This window comes from Streptomyces sp. WAC06614, assembly GCF_003949795.1.
Lineage (GTDB): Bacteria > Actinomycetota > Actinomycetes > Streptomycetales > Streptomycetaceae > Streptomyces.
Genome location: NZ_RPRY01000068.1, coordinates 1 through 15,611 on the forward strand (window position 1 = coordinate 1; position 15,611 = coordinate 15,611).

Here is a 15,611-nt window from a genome sequence, read left to right on the forward strand (position 1 = left end):
GTCGAGGGTGGGGAGGGCGTCGTCAGGCATGAGGCCATCATAGAATCATGGGATGATTGGTTGTCCAGTCGCGCGGCACCCCGGCCGCCGGACCCCGTAGGTTGTCCCCACCGCTGTCGCACCGCGGTCCCGACCGTCGTGCCGACCGCCGGACCGACCGTCGTTCCCCGTCCATCAGCACTCCGTTCGGCCGAGAGGGCCCCCATGCCGCTGACGTCCCCCCGGCGCTCCGCGCTGGTCGACCAGGTGATCGCCCAGCTCCGCAACCAGATCACCTCCGGCGAGTGGCCGGTCGGCTCCCGCATCCCCACCGAGCCGGAGCTCGTGGAGCTGCTGGGGGTGGCCCGCAACACCGTGCGCGAGGCCGTCCGGGCGCTGGCGCACAACGGCCTGCTGGACATCCGCCAGGGTTCGGGCACGTACGTCCTGGCCACCAGCGAACTGGCCGGGGTGATGCACCGGCGCTTCGCCGGGGCCGATCCGCGGCACATCGCGGAGCTGCGCTCGACGCTGGAGTCCTCGGCGGCCCGGCTGGCGGCCCAGCGGCGGACCGAACGGGACCTGGCCCAGCTCGACGCGCTGCTCGCGCGGCGTGAGGAGGCGTGGGGGTCCGGGGAGGCGGAGCGGTTCGTGGCGGCGGACATGGCCCTGCACATGGCGGTGGTCGCGGCGGCCCACAACGACGTGCTGAGCGAGCTGTACGCGGACCTCGGGGACCTGGTGCGGGACTGGCTGCGCGCGGACGTGGGGACCGAGCTGACGCCGGAGTCCCACCTGGACCACGGGCGGCTGATCGAGGCGATCCGGCGCGGCGACGCGGACACGGCGGCCTCGGAGGCGGCGGGCTACCCGTTCGTGTGCCTGGGCGGCGAATAGCCCGGGGCCGGGCCCCGTACGGTCAGGGGCGGTGGTGGCTGACCCAGGCCGCGCGGACCTCTTTCCAGCACCGGCCGACGAGTTCCGCATGCTCGGCGGGGCCCACGGCCACCGGCGCGGCGTCACCGTCCAGGTCCCACCAGCGGTCGCACTCGACGTGGAGCCGGACCCGGTCGGTCCGGGGGAACCGGTTGTGGCAGTGGGCGGTGACGGTCGAGCCCTCGACCCGGGTGGCGCAGTCCGCGCCGAAGAGTTCCGCGGCGGGGGGCCGGGCGGGCTGTACGGGTGGTTCGGCGGCGATGTCGGCGACGTCCACCAGGGCGGGGGCCACGGCCTCGGGGCCCGGGGCGGGCTTCCCCTCCGGGGTCCGGGCGACGGCCCACGGGACCAGGAGTCCGGTCACGACGACCGAGGTGACCAGCAGCGATACCGCTCGGCTCCGCCTCGCGCGCACTCCCGTACCTCCTCCCCGCAGTGCGCCGGGAAGATCCCGACCCGGCCAGTTTGCCGGTATATGCCCGCATTCTCGACTCGGAAAGATCCGGTCGGGCGGCGCGTCGGTACGACACGCGCACGGCACGGTCGCGGCACGCACGCACCCACGGGCACGGCACGGGCACGGCACGGCGAAGGCCGCGCCTCCCCTTCCGGGAGCCGCGGCCTTCGTACCGTGGTGCGGGGCGGTCAGGCGCCCATCGCGTGCAGACCGCCGTCCACGTGGATGATCTCGCCCGTGGTCTTCGGGAACCAGTCCGACAGCAGGGCGACGACGCCCCGGCCGGTCGGCTCCGGGTCGGTCATGTCCCACTCCAGCATGGAGCGGTGGTTCCAGGTGTCGGCCAGGTCCGAGAAGCCGGGGATGGACTTCGCGGCCATCGAGCCGAGGGGGCCGGCCGAGATCAGGTTGCAGCGGACGTTCTCCTTGCCCAGGTCGCGGGCGAGGTAGCGGCTGGTGGCCTCCAGGGCGGCCTTGGCCGGGCCCATCCAGTCGTACTGCGGCCAGGCGAACTGCGCGTCGAAGGTGAGGCCGACGACGGCCGCGCCCTCCGCCGGGAACAGCGGCTTGCAGGCCATGGTCAGCGACTTCAGCGAGAACGCCGAGACGTGCATGGCGGTGGCCACGGACTCGAACGGCGTGTTCAGGAAGTTGCCGCCGAGGGCGTCCTGCGGGGCGAAGCCGATGGAGTGGACGACGCCGTCGAGCCCGCCGAGCTCGTCGCGGACCAGGCCCTCCAGGCGGTCCAGGTGCTCCTGGTTGGTGACGTCCAGCTCGATCACCTTGACCGGCTTGGGCAGCTTCTTGGCGACGCGCTCGGTCAGCGACGGGCGCGGCCACGCGGTGAGGATGACCTCGGCGCCCTGCTCCTGCGCCAGCTTGGCCGCGTGGAAGGCGATGGACGACTCCATCAGCACACCCGTGATCAGGATGCGCTTGCCGTCAAGAATTCCGCTCATGTGATCAGTGACCCATGCCCAATCCGCCGTCAACGGGAATGACGGCTCCGGTGATGTACGAGGCGGCGTCGGACGCCAGGAAGCTCACGGCTGCGGCGATCTCCTCCGGCTGCGCGTAGCGGCCGAGCGGGACCTGGGAGACGATGCCGGCCCGCTGCTCGTCGGTGAGCACCTTCGTCATGTCGGTGTCCACGAAGCCCGGGGCCACGACGTTGAAGGTGATGTTGCGCGATCCCAGCTCACGCGCGAGGGAGCGGGCGAAGCCGACGAGACCGGCCTTGGAGGCGGCGTAGTTGGCCTGCCCGGCCGAGCCCAGCAGTCCGACGACGGAGGAGATGAGGACGACGCGGCCCTTCTTGGCGCGCAGCATGCCGCGGTTGGCGCGCTTGACCACACGGAACGTGCCGGTCAGGTTCGTGTCGAGGACGGAGGTGAAGTCGTCCTCGGACATGCGCATCAGCAGCTGGTCCTTGGTGATGCCGGCGTTGGCCACCAGCACCTCGACGGGACCGTGCTCGTCCTCGATCTCCTTGTAGGCCTGCTCCACCTGCTCGGAGTCGGTGATGTCGCAGCGGACCGCCAGCACCCCGAGCTCGGTGAGGGCCTGCGGGGGCTCACCCGAGCGGTACGTGATCGCGACCTTGTCGCCGGCCTCGGCGAAGGCGCGGGCGATGGCGAGGCCGATGCCCCGGTTTCCTCCGGTGACGAGAACCGAGCGGCTCAACGGATCACCCTTTCGCTAGCGGACTGCTCACAGCTTGTACGTCGCAACCTATCGGCAGTCCCGCTCGCTCACGGGATCGACCCCTGACAGTGGCTGATGACGCACTCTGTCGGATCCCTACAGACGGATCGCCGGAGCCTGCGCCCGCACAGTCCTCGAATTTCCCGGGAACACGCCCGGGTCCACATGATTCACTTCCTGTGACGGCCATCGCCTGTGAGCACCTCGGAGGGAACACCCATCGTGGCCCATGACATCGATCAGTCATTCCTGGCCCTGCCCCTGAGGGCGCTCGCCGACGCGGCGCTCGCCCGGGCCCGGGCGCTGGGCGCGGACCATGCCGATTTCCGGCTGGAGCGGATCCGCAACGCCTCCTGGCGGTTGCGCGACGCCAAGCCCTCGGGCGGCTCCGACACCACCGACCTCGGGTACGCGGTGCGCGTGGTGCACGGGGGGAGCTGGGGGTTCGCCTCCGGGGTGGACCTCACCATGGACGGCGCGGCCCGGGTGGCCTCGCAGGCCGTCGCGATGGCGCAGCTGTCCGCCAAGGTGATCGAGGCGGCCGGGTCGGACGAGCGGGTGGAGCTCGCCGACGAGCCGGTGCACGCGGACCGGACCTGGGTCTCGGCCTACGACGTGGACCCGTTCGCCGTGCCGGACGAGGAGAAGGCGGCGCTGCTCGCCGACTTCAGCGAGCGCCTGCTGCGCGCCGAGGGCGTGGCCCACGTGGACGCCTCGCTGCTCGCGGTGCACGAGAACAAGTTCTACGCGGACACCGCCGGCACCACGACCACCCAGCAGCGCGTGCGCATCCACCCGCAGCTCACCGCGGTCGCCGTGGACTCCAAGACCGGCGAGTTCGACTCCATGCGCACCATCGCCCCGCCGACCGGGCGCGGCTGGGAGTACCTGACGGGCACGGGCTGGGACTGGGACTCCGAGCTGGAGCAGATCCCCGCGCTGCTCGCCGAGAAGATGCGGGCGCCCAGTGTCCAGGCCGGCCGCTACGACCTCGTGGTGGACCCGTCCAACCTGTGGCTGACCATCCACGAGTCCATCGGCCACGCCACCGAGCTGGACCGGGCGCTCGGCTACGAGGCGGCGTACGCGGGCACCTCGTTCGCGACGTTCGACCAGCTCGGCAAGCTCCGCTACGGCTCGTCGATCATGAACGTGACCGGGGACCGGACGGCCGAGCACGGCCTGGCGACCATCGGCTACGACGACGAGGGCGTGCAGGCGCAGAGCTGGGACCTGGTCAAGGACGGCACCCTGGTCGGCTACCAGCTCGACCGGCGGATCGCGAAGCTGACGGGTCTGGGCCGGTCCAACGGCTGCGCCTTCGCCGACTCCCCCGGGCACGTCCCGGTGCAGCGGATGGCCAACGTCTCGCTCCAGCCGGACCCGGGCGGGCTGTCCACCGAGGACCTGATCGGCGGGGTCGAGCGCGGGATCTACGTGGTCGGCGACCGGTCGTGGTCGATCGACATGCAGCGGTACAACTTCCAGTTCACCGGCCAGCGCTTCTTCAAGATCGAGAACGGCCGGCTGGCGGGCCAGCTCCGGGACGTCGCCTACCAGGCGACCACGACCGAGTTCTGGGGCTCCATGGAGAAGGTCGGCGGCCCGCAGACGTACGTCCTCGGCGGTGCCTTCAACTGCGGAAAGGCCCAGCCGGGCCAGGTCGCGGCGGTCTCGCACGGCTGCCCGTCCGCCCTGTTCCGCGACGTCAACATCCTGAACACCACCCAGGAGGCCGGCCGATGAGCACCCTGTCCAACGGGCGCACCAAGCCCCACGAGATCGTCGAGCGGGCCCTGGAGCTCTCCACGGCCGACGGCTGCGTCGTGATCGCGGACGAGGAGTCCAGCGCCAACCTGCGCTGGGCGGGCAACGCGCTGACCACCAACGGTGTGACCCGCAGCCGCACCCTGACCGTGATCGCCACGGTGGACGGCAAGGAGGGCACCGCCTCCGGCGTGGTCTCGCGCGCGGCCGTGACCGCGGACGACCTGGAGCCGCTGGTGCGGGCCGCCGAGGCCGCCGCGCGCGGCGCGGGCCCCGCCGAGGACGCCCAACCGCTGATCACCGGCACCCCGGCCTCGCCGGACTTCGCCGAGGCCCCGGCCGAGACCTCCTCGGCCGTGTTCGCCGACTTCGCCCCGGCGCTCGGCGAGGCCTTCGCCCGGGCCCGGGCGGGCGGCCGGGAGCTGTACGGCTTCGCCCACCACGAGCTGGTCAGCACCTACGTGGGCACCTCCACGGGCCTGCGGCTGCGCCACGACCAGCCCAACGGCACCCTGGAGCTCAACGCCAAGTCCCCGGACCGGCTCCGCTCGGCCTGGGCCGGCCGGGCCACCCGCGACTTCAAGGACGTCGACCCGCTGGCCCTGGACGCCGACCTGGCGGTCCGCCTGGGCTGGGCCGAGCGCCGGGTCGAGCTGCCCGCCGGCCGGTACGAGACGCTGCTGCCGCCGACCGCGGTGGCGGACCTGCTGATCTACCAGATGTGGTCGGCCTCGGCGCGGGACGCGGCGGAGGGCCGTACGGTCTTCTCCCGGCCCGGCGGCGGCACCCGGGTCGGCGAGAAGCTCTCCGAGCTCCCGCTGACCCTGCGCAGCGACCCCGCGGAGCCGGGCCTGGAGTGCGCGCCGTTCGTGATCGCACACAGCTCGGGGGACGACGTCTCCGCCTTTGACAACGGTCTGCCGGTCCCGCCGACCGAGTGGATCCGCGACGGCGCGCTGCACCGTCTGTCCACCACCCGCCACACGGCCGCGCTCACCGGCCTGCCCCAGGCCCCCGGTTTCGGGAACCTGATCCTGGACGCGGGCGGCGAGAAGTCCCTGGACGAGATGGTCGCGGCGACCGAGCGGGGCCTGCTGCTGACCTGCCTGTGGTACATCCGCGAGGTCGACCCGGCCACGCTGCTGCTGACGGGGCTCACCCGGGACGGCGTCTACCTGGTGGAGAACGGGCAGGTCGTGGGCGAGGTGAACAACTTCCGGTTCAACGAGTCCCCGGTGGACCTGCTGTCCCGGGCGACCGAGGCCGGCCGGACCGAGAAGACGCTGCCGCGCGAGTGGAGCGACTGGTTCACCCGGGCCGCGATGCCGGCGCTGCGCATCCCGGACTTCAACATGAGCTCGGTCAGCCAGGGCGTCTGACGCCCATAGACTGAAAGCTGCCAATCAAGCATCGAAGGAGTCGAGAGACCGTGACGGACATCGTCGACGAACTGAAGTGGCGTGGGCTCTTCGCCCAGTCCACCGACGAAGAGGCCCTGCGCAAGGCCTTCGCGGACGGTCCCGTCACGTTCTATTGCGGCTTCGACCCGACGGCGGCCTCGCTGCACGTCGGTCACCTGGTGCAGGTGCTGACCGTGCGCCGGCTCCAGCAGGCCGGGCACCGGCCGCTGGCGCTGGTCGGCGGGGCCACGGGCCAGATCGGTGACCCTCGGCCCACGGCCGAGCGCACCCTGAACGATCCGGAGACGGTCGCGCAGTGGGTCGCGCGGCTGCGCTCGCAGATCGAGCCGTTCCTGTCCTTCGAGGGCGAGAACGCGGCCGTCATGGTCAACAACCTGGACTGGACGGCGGAGCTGTCCGCCATCGAGTTCCTGCGGGACATCGGCAAGCACTTCCGGGTCAACAAGATGCTGACCAAGGACTCGGTCGCGCGCCGGCTGGAGTCCCAGGAGGGCATCAGCTACACCGAGTTCAGCTACCAGCTGCTCCAGGGCATGGACTTCCTGGAGCTGTACCGCCGCTACGGCTGCACGCTCCAGCAGGGCGGTTCCGACCAGTGGGGCAACCTGGTGGCGGGCCTGGACCTGATCCACAAGCTGGAGCCGCAGGCCGAGGTGCACGCGCTGGCGACGCCGCTGATGGTCAAGGCGGACGGCACCAAGTTCGGCAAGACCGAGAGCGGGGCCGTCTGGCTGGACCCGGAGATGACCACGCCGTACGCGTTCTACCAGTTCTGGCTGAACGTGGACGACCGGGACGTCTCCACCTACCTGCGCATCCTGTCCTTCCGCAGCATCGAGGAGCTGGAGGCGCTGGAGGCGCAGACCGCCGAGCGGCCGCAGGCGCGGGCCGCGCAGCGGGCGCTGGCGGAGGAGCTGACGGCGCTCGTGCACGGGCCCGAGCAGGCGGCGGCCGTGATCGCGGCGTCGAAGGCGCTGTTCGGCCAGGGCGAGCTGGCGGACCTGGACGAGGCCACGCTGGCCGCGGCCCTGTCCGAGCTGCCGCACGCGCGGGTGACCGAGCTGGCGTCGGTGCCGGACCTGTTCGCCGAGACGGGTCTGGTGGCCAGCAAGTCGGCCGGCCGCCGGACGGTGAAGGAGGGCGGGGCCTACGTGAACAACGTCAAGGTCACCGCCGAGGACGCGGTCCCGGCGGCGGAGGACCTGCTGCACGGCCGGTGGCTGGTGCTGCGCCGGGGCAAGAAGAACCTGGCGGCGGTCGAGCTCGTCGGCTGAGCCGGGGCCGCACGGACGCGGCGGAGGGGCCGGTACGGACAGCGGGTGCTGTCCGGCCGGCCCCTCCGCCGTGTCTCCGGGGGGCGGGACGGTCCGGCGGCGCGTCAGGCGGTGGTGCGCTTCTTGCCGCGGACGGCCATGTACATCATGTCGCCGAGGGCCACGACGACGATGGCACCGATCAGCTGGAGCAGGTGCCTGGTCCAGTCGATGCCCTTGGTCTCCGCCACTCCGATCCAGCCCGCGACCGCGTTGCCGAGGATGCTGCCCGCCATGCCGAACAGGGTGGTCAGCCACAGCGGCTGGTGCTGCTTGCCCGGCAGGATGGCCCGGGCGATGAGACCCAGGACAAATCCGACGATGATGGCCCACAACCAGTTCATGTCTCGCCTCCCTACGGGCGGAATGTCCGCATGTGGGCTCAGTTTCGACCCGTACGGCCCAGCGCGCACGTCGGGCGGCACCGTTCGGGGCGGACCCCTCCCTTACCGCCCCTCGCGGCTGCGCGTACGGTGGAGAGCGTGAAGAAGCGGAACGGATCCGAGGTCTTCCGGATCACCGGGGCCCGCATGGGGCTCGCCGAAGACGTGCGCGGGCGGCAGCGCCGCTATGTCATTTCGATGGGCATCAGGACCGTGTCGGTCATTGCCACGGTGCTGCTGTGGAACGTACAAAGGCCGCTGGCGATCGTGACGCTCGCCGCGGGGGCGCTGCTGCCGTACATCGCGGTCGTCATCGCCAACGCGGGGCGCGAATCGACGCCTTCACTGCCGTCCCACTACATGCCCTCACCTGCACGTCCGGCGCTGGGGTCGGGAAACCTCAAGAAAAGCTCAGATCAATCATGAAGTTCCGGTGCACCGCACCGGCTCCTGCGTGACATACTGCCTACGCGCTCCGCATCCCCCGTCGGAGCGAAGGACCGACGCCGGGCAGCTCCCCCCGTGGCTGCTCGGCGTCGTCATGTCGCCGTCCGGTCGTCTTCTAGGGTGGGGGCGTGAACCTCTTCGCCGATCCGAACCCCGAGTCGACCGCCTCTCCCATCTGCTCCGCCAAGGGCTGCCGCGCGGCGGCCGAGTGGGTGCTGGCCTGGAACAACCCGAAGCTGCACACGCCGGAACGGCGCAAGACGTGGCTGGCGTGCGAGGAGCACCGCGAGCACCTGTCGCAGTTCCTGGGGGTGCGCGGGTTCCTCAAGGACGTGGTCCCGCTCGCGCAGTGGGAGGAGCCGCAGCCCTAGCGCGGCCGCCCGGCCGGGTGGGACGTGCGCGTGGGGCGTGCGGGATCAGCCGCCGATCGCGGACATCGGGCGGTCGGGCTGGAGGAAGGACGGGTCGTCCAGGCCGGAGCCGGCCTTCTTGCCCCACATGGCGACCTTCCAGAGCCGGGCGATCTCCTCGTCCGGGGCGCCCGAGCGCAGCGCCGCGCGCAGGTCGGACTCCTCGGTCGCGAACAGGCAGGTGCGCACCTGTCCGTCGGCGGTGAGTCGGGTGCGGTCGCAGGCCCGGCAGAACGGGCGGGTGACCGAGGCGATCACACCGACGGTGGCCGGGCCGCCGTCGACCACCCAGCGTTCGGCCGGGGCCGCGCCGCGGGCCTCGGCGCCCTCCTCGGTCAGCTCGAAGCGGGTGCGCAGCGAGGCCAGGATGTCCCCCGCGGTGATCATGCCGTCGCGCTTCCAGCCGTGCTGCGCGTCGAGCGGCATCTGCTCGATGAAGCGCAGCTCGTAGCCGTGGTCGACGGCCCAGGCCAGCAGGTCGGGAGCCTCGTCGTCGTTGAGGCCGGGCATCAGGACCGCGTTGACCTTGACCGGGGTCAGGCCGGCGTCGCGGGCCGCGGCCATGCCGTCGATGACGTCCTGGTGCCGGTCGCGCCGGGTCAGGGTCTTGAAGACCTCCGGGCGCAGGGTGTCCAGGGAGACGTTGACGCGGTCCAGACCGGCGGCCTTGAGCGCCTGCGCGGTCCGCTTCAGGCCGATGCCGTTGGTGGTCAGCGACATCTGCGGACGCGGCTCCAGCGCGGCGCACCGCTCGACGATCCCGACCAGGCCGGGCCGCAGCAGGGGCTCGCCGCCCGTGAAGCGGACCTCGGTGATCCCCAGGTGGGTCACGGCTATCCGGACCAGGCGGACGATCTCGTCGTCGGTGAGCAGATCGGGCTTCGCCAGCCACTGCAGGCCCTCCTCGGGCATGCAGTACGTACAGCGCAGGTTGCACCGGTCGGTGAGCGAGACGCGCAGGTCAGTGGCCACGCGGCCGAAGGTGTCGATGAGCACTGTGGGCCCCCTCCCCTGTCCGGATCAAAGGTGTCGGCGGTGGTTTCGAGCCTACGCGAGGATGGTCGGCCGTAGGGGTGAGCAAAGGAACGAGACGTGACGTGGCCGTGTCGTACGGAAGTACGACACGGCCACGTCCGGTGTGCCCGTGATGTCAGTGCGCGCCTGCTCCGGTGAGGGAGCGTACCTCCAGCTCCGCGTACTTCTGGGGGTCCGCGGGTTCCTTGGACAGGACGGTTCCCAGCCAGCCGAGCAGGAAGGCCAGCGGGATGGAGATCAGGCCGGGGTTCTCCAGGGGGAACCAGTAGAAGTCGGCGTTCTTGAACATCGACGTGGGCTTGCCGGAGACCACCGGGGAGAACAGCACCAGGCCCACGGCGGTGATCAGACCGCCGTAGATCGACCACAGGGCGCCGGTGGTGTTGAAGCGCTTCCAGAACAGGCTGTACAGGATGGTCGGCAGGTTGGCGGAGGCGGCCACCGCGAAGGCGAGCGCGACCAGACCGGCCACGTTCATGTCGCGGGCCAGGGCGCCCAGGCCGATGGCGACGGCGCCGATGACCACGGTGGCCCAGCGGGCCGCCCGTACCTCCTCCTGCTCGGAGGCCTTGCCCCGGCGGATCACGTTGACGTACAGGTCGTGGGCGAAGGACGAGGAGGAGGCCAGGGTCAGGCCCGCGACCACGGCGAGGATGGTGGCGAAGGCCACGGCCGAGATCACGGCGAGCAGGATCGCACCGCCGGTGGAGTCGGGGCCGCCGCCGAGCTCCTGGGCGAGCAGCGGGGCGGCGGTGTTGCCGGCCGGGTTGGAGGCGATGATGTCCGTCCGCTCGAGCAGCGCGGCGGCGCCGAAGCCGAGGGCGATGGTCATCAGGTAGAAGGCGCCGATGATGCCGATGGCCCAGTTCACGGACTTGCGGGCGGCCTTGGCCGTGGGCACGGTGTAGAAGCGGATCAGGATGTGCGGCAGGCCGGCGGTGCCCAGGACCAGGGCGAGGCCGAGGGAGATGAAGTCGAGCTTGGTCTCGGCGGTCTTGCCGTACTTCAGGCCCGGCTCCAGGAAGCTGGTGCCCTTGCCGCTGTTCTCGGCGGCCTTGCCGAGCAGCTCCGAGATGTTGAAGTGGAACGTCCACAGCACCATCAGGGTGAGCAGCAGGGCGCCGGCGATCAGCAGGACGGCCTTGACCATCTGCACCCAGGTGGTGCCCTTCATCCCGCCGATGGTGACGTAGACGATCATCAGCACGCCGACGAGGGCGACGATGCCGACCTTGCCGCCGTCGCTGGTGATGCCCAGCAGCAGGGAGACCAGCACACCGGCGCCCGCCATCTGGGCCAGCAGGTAGAAGATCGACACCACGATGGTGGAGACACCGGCGGCGGTGCGCACCGGCCGCTGGCGCATCCGGTACGCCAGCACGTCGCCCATGGTGTAGCGGCCGGAGTTGCGCAGCGGCTCGGCCACCAGCAGCAGGGCCACCAGCCAGGCGACGAGGAAGCCGATGGAGTAGAGGAAGCCGTCGTAGCCGAAGAGGGCGATGGCGCCGGCGATGCCGAGGAAGGACGCGGCGGACATGTAGTCGCCGGAGATGGCCAGGCCGTTCTGGAAGCCGGTGAACTGCCGGCCGCCGGCGTAGAAGTCCGCGGCGCCGCGGGTCTGCCGGCCGGCCCAGACGGTGATGCCCAGGGTGGCGACGACGAAGACGCCGAAGAGGCTCATGATGAGCGGCCGGTGGTCGGAGGCGCCGACGGCGAGCGTTCCGACGGCGAGGGGGGTGCTCATTCTCCGGCCTCCAGGCGGGACTTGATGGCCTCGGCCTGGGGGTCGAGCGTACGGGCGGCGTGCCGGGAGTACAGCCAGGCGATCAGGAAGGTGGTCGCGAACTGGCCGAGACCGAGGACGAGCGCCACGTTGATGTTGCCGAAGACCTTGGTCCCCATGAAGCCGCCGGCGTAGTTGGACAGGAGGACGTACAGCAGGTACCAGGCGATGAACGCCACGGTGAGCGGGAACGCGAAGGAGCGGTGGGACCGGCGGAGCTCGGCGAACTCCGCGCTCTGCTGGACGGCCACGTACTGTGCGGCCCCAGGGCTCGCCGGGCGCGTGTCCGCGCCGCCCGGGGGCGGCGCTGCTTCGGTGGTCACGGGTGGTTCTCCTTGTGACGCGGATGCGGTGGGGACGACGGACATGGGCACCTCCGTGGGCGCCGGGGGTGCTGATCGCCCTCTGTCCAGAGCACGTACCGCATGCCGGGACAGTTCAACACCCGCCGGATCTTTCCTTGTCTGATTTCTCGAACCGATGGCGCAAAGGGGAGCCGCGGCACTAGCTTCACCTGTCATGAACCCGTCCAGACGCGACCCGCGCCGGGACGGCTTTTTCACGAGATGTGGAGATCCCATGGCTCAGCCGGTATCGCGTACGTCCGGGAAGCACCGCCGCGCCCTCACGGCGCCGCTGGGACTGGCCCTCACCGCCTCGCTGGCGTTCCTCCCCGCGGTCGCGGCCTCCGCCGCCCCGCTGGACGGGCCGACGGCCACGAAGGCCGTGGCGACGGACGGTCCCAAGCTCTCGTACGTGGCGAACCTGACGGCGTACGGCACCGTGAAGGAGGCCAGGCAGGCCGTCGAGCGCGCCGGCGGCACGGTGGTGACGGCCTACGAGCAGATCGGCGTCGTCGTCGCGCACTCCCAGAACCCGGAGTTCGCCAAGACCCTGCGGGCCCAGCGCGGTCTGTTCGTGTCGGTCGGCGCCACCCGTACGGCCCCCCTGACGCCCGTGCAGACGACCGAGGAGGGGACCACGCAGAAGCTGAGCGCGACGGAGGCCGCCAGGTCCGCCGCGGTGGCGGAGGCGGGTGAGGAGCCGCTGGAGCCCAACCAGTGGGACCTGCGTGCGATCAAGGCCGACCAGGCTCACAAGATCAACGATGGCAGCCAGGACGTCACGGTGGGCGTCATCGACACGGGTGTCGACGACACCCACCCCGATCTCGCCCCGAACTTCTCCCGCGAGCAGTCGGCCAACTGTGTGGGCGGCGTCGCCGACACCTCCGAGGGCGCCTGGCGGCCGTACGCCGACGGCAGCGACCACGGCACCCACGTGGCCGGCACCATAGCCGCCGCCCGCAACGGGCAGGGCATCGCCGGTGTCGCGCCCGGGGTCAAGGTCGCCGGCATCAAGGTGAGCGAGCCCGGCACCAGCCTGTTCTTCACCGAGGCGGTCGTCTGCGGCTTCATGTTCGCCGCCGACAAGGGGATCGAGGTGACCAACAACAGCTACTACGTCGACCCCTGGCTCTACAACTGCAAGAACGACGACGACCAGAAGGCGCTGGTGGAGGCCCTCACCCGGGCGGTGAAGTACGCCGAGCGCAAGGGCGTCCTGAGCGTCGCCTCGGCCGGCAACTCCAACCACGACCTGGCCTCGCACGCGATCCTGGACGACAGCAGCCCGGACGACACCACCCCCGTGCCGCGCACCATCGACCCGCACGAGTGCCTGGACGTCCCGACCCAGCTCCCGGGCGTGGTCACCGTCAGCGCGACCGGCGTCCAGGGCTTCAAGTCCTACTACTCCAGCTACGGGCTCGGCGTGGTCGACGTGGCCGCCCCCGGCGGCGACAAGTTCCAGGTCCCGGGCACGCCCGACGCCAACGGCCGGGTGCTCTCCACCCTCCCCGGCGGCGGCTACGGCTACAAGCAGGGCACCTCGATGGCCGGCCCGCACGTGGCGGGCGTCGCGGCACTGCTCAAGAGCGCCCACCCGACGGCCACGCCCTCGCAGATCCAGGCCATGCTCAAGGCGCAGGCCACCAAGGCGCCCTGCCCGGCGCAGGTCTACAACGCCCAGGGCGTCCTGATCGACGCCACCACCTGCCAGAGCAAGTGGGGCCAGACGGGCTACTACGGCTACGGCGTCGTGGACGCCCTCAAGGCCGTGAAGTAACCCCGGAAACGGTCGAACGCCGGCGGGGCCGGCCGGGACGTGTCCTCCCGGCCGGCCCCGCCGTGCTGCGTGGGGGTCAGGGCTTGATGAGCACCTTCAGGGCGCTGCGGTCGTCCATGGCCCGGTAGCCGGCGGGCACCTCGTCGAGGCCGACCTCGCGGTCGAACACCGGCGCCGGGTCGATCGTGCCGTTCAGCACGTCCTCCAGCAGCTCGGGGATGTAGGCGCGGACCGGCGCCACGCCGCCGCGCAGGCTGATGTTGCGGTCGAACATCACGCCGAGGTCCAGGCCGGTGCCGCTGCCGTGCGGTACGCCGACGTAGCCGATGGCCCCGCCGTCGCGGGTGATGTTCACGGCGGTGCGCATGGACTGCTCGGTGCCGACGGCCTCGATGACCGCGTGGGCGCCCTGGCCGCGGGTCAGCTCGCGCACGGCGGCCTCGGCGGCCTCGCCGCGCTCGGCGACCACGTCGGTGGCCCCGAAGAGCTTGGCGATGTCGGTACGGGCGGAGTGCCGGCCCAGGGCGATGATCCGCTCGGCGCCGAGCCGCTTGGCGGCGAGGACGCCGCACAGCCCGACGGCCCCGTCACCGACGACCGCCACGGTGGCCCCGGGGCGGACGCCCGCGCCGAGGGCCGCGTGGTGGCCGGTGCCCATGACGTCGGAGAGCGCGAGCAGCCCGGTCAGGAGGTGGTCGTCGGAGACCGCGTCGGCGGGCAGCTTCACCAGGGTGCCGTCGGCCTGCGGGACCCGTACGGCCTCCCCCTGGCCGCCGTCGAAACCGACCGAGCCCCAGAAGCCGCCGTGGGTGCAGGAGGTGTAGAGGCCCTCGACGCAGTACTCGCAGGTGCCGTCGGACCACATGAACGGCGCCACGACCAGGTCACCGGCCCGCAGCGAGCCGACGGCGGAGCCGGTCTCCTCGACCACGCCGAGGAACTCGTGGCCGATCCGCTGGCCGGGCCGGCGCTGGGCCTCGCCGCGGTAGGCCCACAGGTCACTGCCGCAGATGCAGGCGCGCAGCACGCGGACGACGGCGTCCGTGGACTCCTGGACCACCGCGTCCGGCACCTCCTCCACGCGGATGTCGTGCGGGGCGTGGATGACGGTGGCGCGCATGCTGCGGTCCTTCTGCTACGAGGTGGCTGGTACTGCTTCCTCCCTGTCCGACACCTGGCGGCCCGCGAGTATTCCCCGGGCCAGCAGGTACTGGGAGGCCACGTAGGTGAGCATGATCCAGAAGTCGGGGCGGGGCAGCTGGGGCCAGTGGGCGACACCGGTGGCGATCAGCGAGTCGGAGAGCAGGAACAGCGCCCCGCCCAGCCCCGCCCGCCGGCCCAGCGAGCCGGACCGCCAGGCCATGGCGGTGAGCAGCAGGCTGTAGCCGGCCACCGGGATCCGCAGCTCGGCGGGCAGGTCGCCCCAGAGCAGGCCGACGGTGCCCAGCAGGGCCACGGCGTAACCGGCGGCGAGCCGGGGGTCGGCGGGCCGCTTGCCGAAGAGCGCGAGGTAGCAGACGTGGCCGAGGGCGAAGGAGCCCATGCCGACCAGGAAGGCCGGATCGGCGTCGAAGAGGAGGGCCACGTCGCCGCCCCAGCCGAACAGCAGCGCGGCGACCAGCAGCCGCGGGGCGCCGCGCGTGAGCACGTACGCCACGAGCAGGGGCATCAGCAGCGGCTTGAAGAGCTGGTGCCCGAGCGGCCAGTCGGCGAGCAGCGAGCCGAGGTCCAGCGCGGTGGCGGCGGCGAAGCCGGCCAGGGCCACCGCCCCGAGCCGGGCACGACGCCCCCCGGCCCCGGTTCCGGCCCCGGGGGCGGCGGCCCAGTCGGGCGTACGGGGCCCGGACCC

General features: G+C 71.7%; 16 protein-coding genes. 7 read left to right on the forward strand and 9 right to left on the reverse strand.

Going from position 1 to position 15,611, the window contains the following annotated elements; genetic code table 11:
- Window positions 1–204 precede the first annotated feature (204 nt).
- Window positions 205–876, forward strand: coding sequence for a FadR/GntR family transcriptional regulator (locus EF918_RS12175; RefSeq protein WP_125644722.1), 672 nt, complete (start codon window positions 205–207; stop codon window positions 874–876).
- 22 nt (window positions 877–898) lie between these two features.
- Here the strand turns inward: EF918_RS12175 and EF918_RS12180 are convergent, their stop codons facing one another.
- From EF918_RS12180 to fabG, 3 genes are all read right to left on the reverse strand, one after another.
- A complete protein-coding gene (locus tag EF918_RS12180) occupies window positions 899–1,192 on the reverse strand; it encodes a hypothetical protein (protein ID WP_260610102.1) in 294 nt (97 codons plus the stop codon).
- A gap of 368 nt (window positions 1,193–1,560) precedes the next feature.
- Window positions 1,561–2,331 carry an enoyl-ACP reductase FabI gene (gene fabI, locus EF918_RS12185; protein WP_125644726.1) on the reverse strand — a complete coding sequence of 257 codons (771 nt, stop codon included), beginning with the start codon at window positions 2,329–2,331 and terminating at the stop codon, window positions 1,561–1,563.
- Window positions 2,332–2,335: 4 nt separating this feature from the next.
- The gene (gene fabG, locus EF918_RS12190; protein ID WP_125644728.1) at window positions 2,336–3,055 is read right to left on the reverse strand and encodes a 3-oxoacyl-[acyl-carrier-protein] reductase; all 720 of its coding nucleotides are present in this window, start codon (window positions 3,053–3,055) and stop codon (window positions 2,336–2,338) included.
- A 243-nt stretch (window positions 3,056–3,298) separates the two neighbouring features.
- On the opposite strand from fabG, the gene EF918_RS12195 reads away from it, so the two are divergent.
- From EF918_RS12195 to tyrS, 3 genes are read left to right on the forward strand one after another with little or no spacing between them, the layout of a single operon-like run.
- Window positions 3,299–4,822 (forward strand): TldD/PmbA family protein, encoded by a 1,524-nt coding sequence (locus tag EF918_RS12195; protein WP_125644730.1) that lies wholly within the window; start codon window positions 3,299–3,301, stop codon window positions 4,820–4,822.
- Window positions 4,819–6,222: a metallopeptidase TldD-related protein gene (locus tag EF918_RS12200; RefSeq protein WP_125644732.1), complete on the forward strand. Its 1,404-nt coding sequence runs from the start codon at window positions 4,819–4,821 to the stop codon at window positions 6,220–6,222. The genes EF918_RS12195 and EF918_RS12200 overlap by 4 nt, the downstream gene beginning before the upstream one ends.
- 50 nt (window positions 6,223–6,272) lie before the next feature.
- Entirely contained in the window at window positions 6,273–7,538 is a 1,266-nt protein-coding gene (tyrS, locus tag EF918_RS12205) for a tyrosine--tRNA ligase (RefSeq protein WP_125644734.1), read from the forward strand.
- A gap of 104 nt (window positions 7,539–7,642) precedes the next feature.
- Here the strand turns inward: tyrS and EF918_RS12210 are convergent, their stop codons facing one another.
- Complete coding sequence (locus tag EF918_RS12210) at window positions 7,643–7,921, reverse strand: GlsB/YeaQ/YmgE family stress response membrane protein (RefSeq protein WP_125644736.1); 279 nt, start codon at window positions 7,919–7,921, stop codon at window positions 7,643–7,645.
- Between the two features lie 138 nt (window positions 7,922–8,059).
- Between EF918_RS12210 and EF918_RS12215 the strand changes: the two genes are divergently transcribed.
- A complete protein-coding gene (locus tag EF918_RS12215) occupies window positions 8,060–8,386 on the forward strand; it encodes a DUF3099 domain-containing protein (protein ID WP_125644738.1) in 327 nt (108 codons plus the stop codon).
- 149 nt (window positions 8,387–8,535) lie between these two features.
- Window positions 8,536–8,778, forward strand: coding sequence for a hypothetical protein (locus tag EF918_RS12220; protein ID WP_125644740.1), 243 nt, complete (start codon window positions 8,536–8,538; stop codon window positions 8,776–8,778).
- A gap of 45 nt (window positions 8,779–8,823) precedes the next feature.
- Here EF918_RS12220 and moaA read toward each other — a convergent pair whose 3' ends face one another.
- The 3 genes from moaA to EF918_RS12235 all read right to left on the reverse strand — a co-directional run bounded on the left by moaA (window position 8,824) and on the right by EF918_RS12235 (window position 11,958).
- Window positions 8,824–9,813, reverse strand: coding sequence for a GTP 3',8-cyclase MoaA (moaA, locus tag EF918_RS12225; protein ID WP_125644742.1), 990 nt, complete (start codon window positions 9,811–9,813; stop codon window positions 8,824–8,826).
- Between the two features lie 154 nt (window positions 9,814–9,967).
- Complete coding sequence (locus EF918_RS12230; RefSeq protein WP_125644743.1) at window positions 9,968–11,596, reverse strand: cation acetate symporter; 1,629 nt, start codon at window positions 11,594–11,596, stop codon at window positions 9,968–9,970.
- The gene (locus EF918_RS12235) at window positions 11,593–11,958 is read right to left on the reverse strand and encodes a DUF485 domain-containing protein (RefSeq protein WP_125644744.1); all 366 of its coding nucleotides are present in this window, start codon (window positions 11,956–11,958) and stop codon (window positions 11,593–11,595) included. The genes EF918_RS12230 and EF918_RS12235 overlap by 4 nt, the downstream gene beginning before the upstream one ends.
- Window positions 11,959–12,214: 256 nt before the next feature.
- On the opposite strand from EF918_RS12235, the gene EF918_RS12240 reads away from it, so the two are divergent.
- On the forward strand, window positions 12,215–13,762 hold the full coding sequence (locus EF918_RS12240; protein ID WP_125644745.1) for a S8 family serine peptidase: 1,548 nt from the start codon (window positions 12,215–12,217) through the stop codon (window positions 13,760–13,762).
- Between the two features lie 76 nt (window positions 13,763–13,838).
- Here the strand turns inward: EF918_RS12240 and EF918_RS12245 are convergent, their stop codons facing one another.
- Both EF918_RS12245 and EF918_RS12250 read right to left on the reverse strand, forming a co-directional pair.
- The gene (locus tag EF918_RS12245; protein ID WP_125644746.1) at window positions 13,839–14,882 is read right to left on the reverse strand and encodes a zinc-dependent alcohol dehydrogenase family protein; all 1,044 of its coding nucleotides are present in this window, start codon (window positions 14,880–14,882) and stop codon (window positions 13,839–13,841) included.
- A gap of 15 nt (window positions 14,883–14,897) precedes the next feature.
- The gene (locus tag EF918_RS12250) at window positions 14,898–15,527 is read right to left on the reverse strand and encodes a lysoplasmalogenase (protein ID WP_260610103.1); all 630 of its coding nucleotides are present in this window, start codon (window positions 15,525–15,527) and stop codon (window positions 14,898–14,900) included.
- Window positions 15,528–15,611 lie beyond the last annotated feature (84 nt).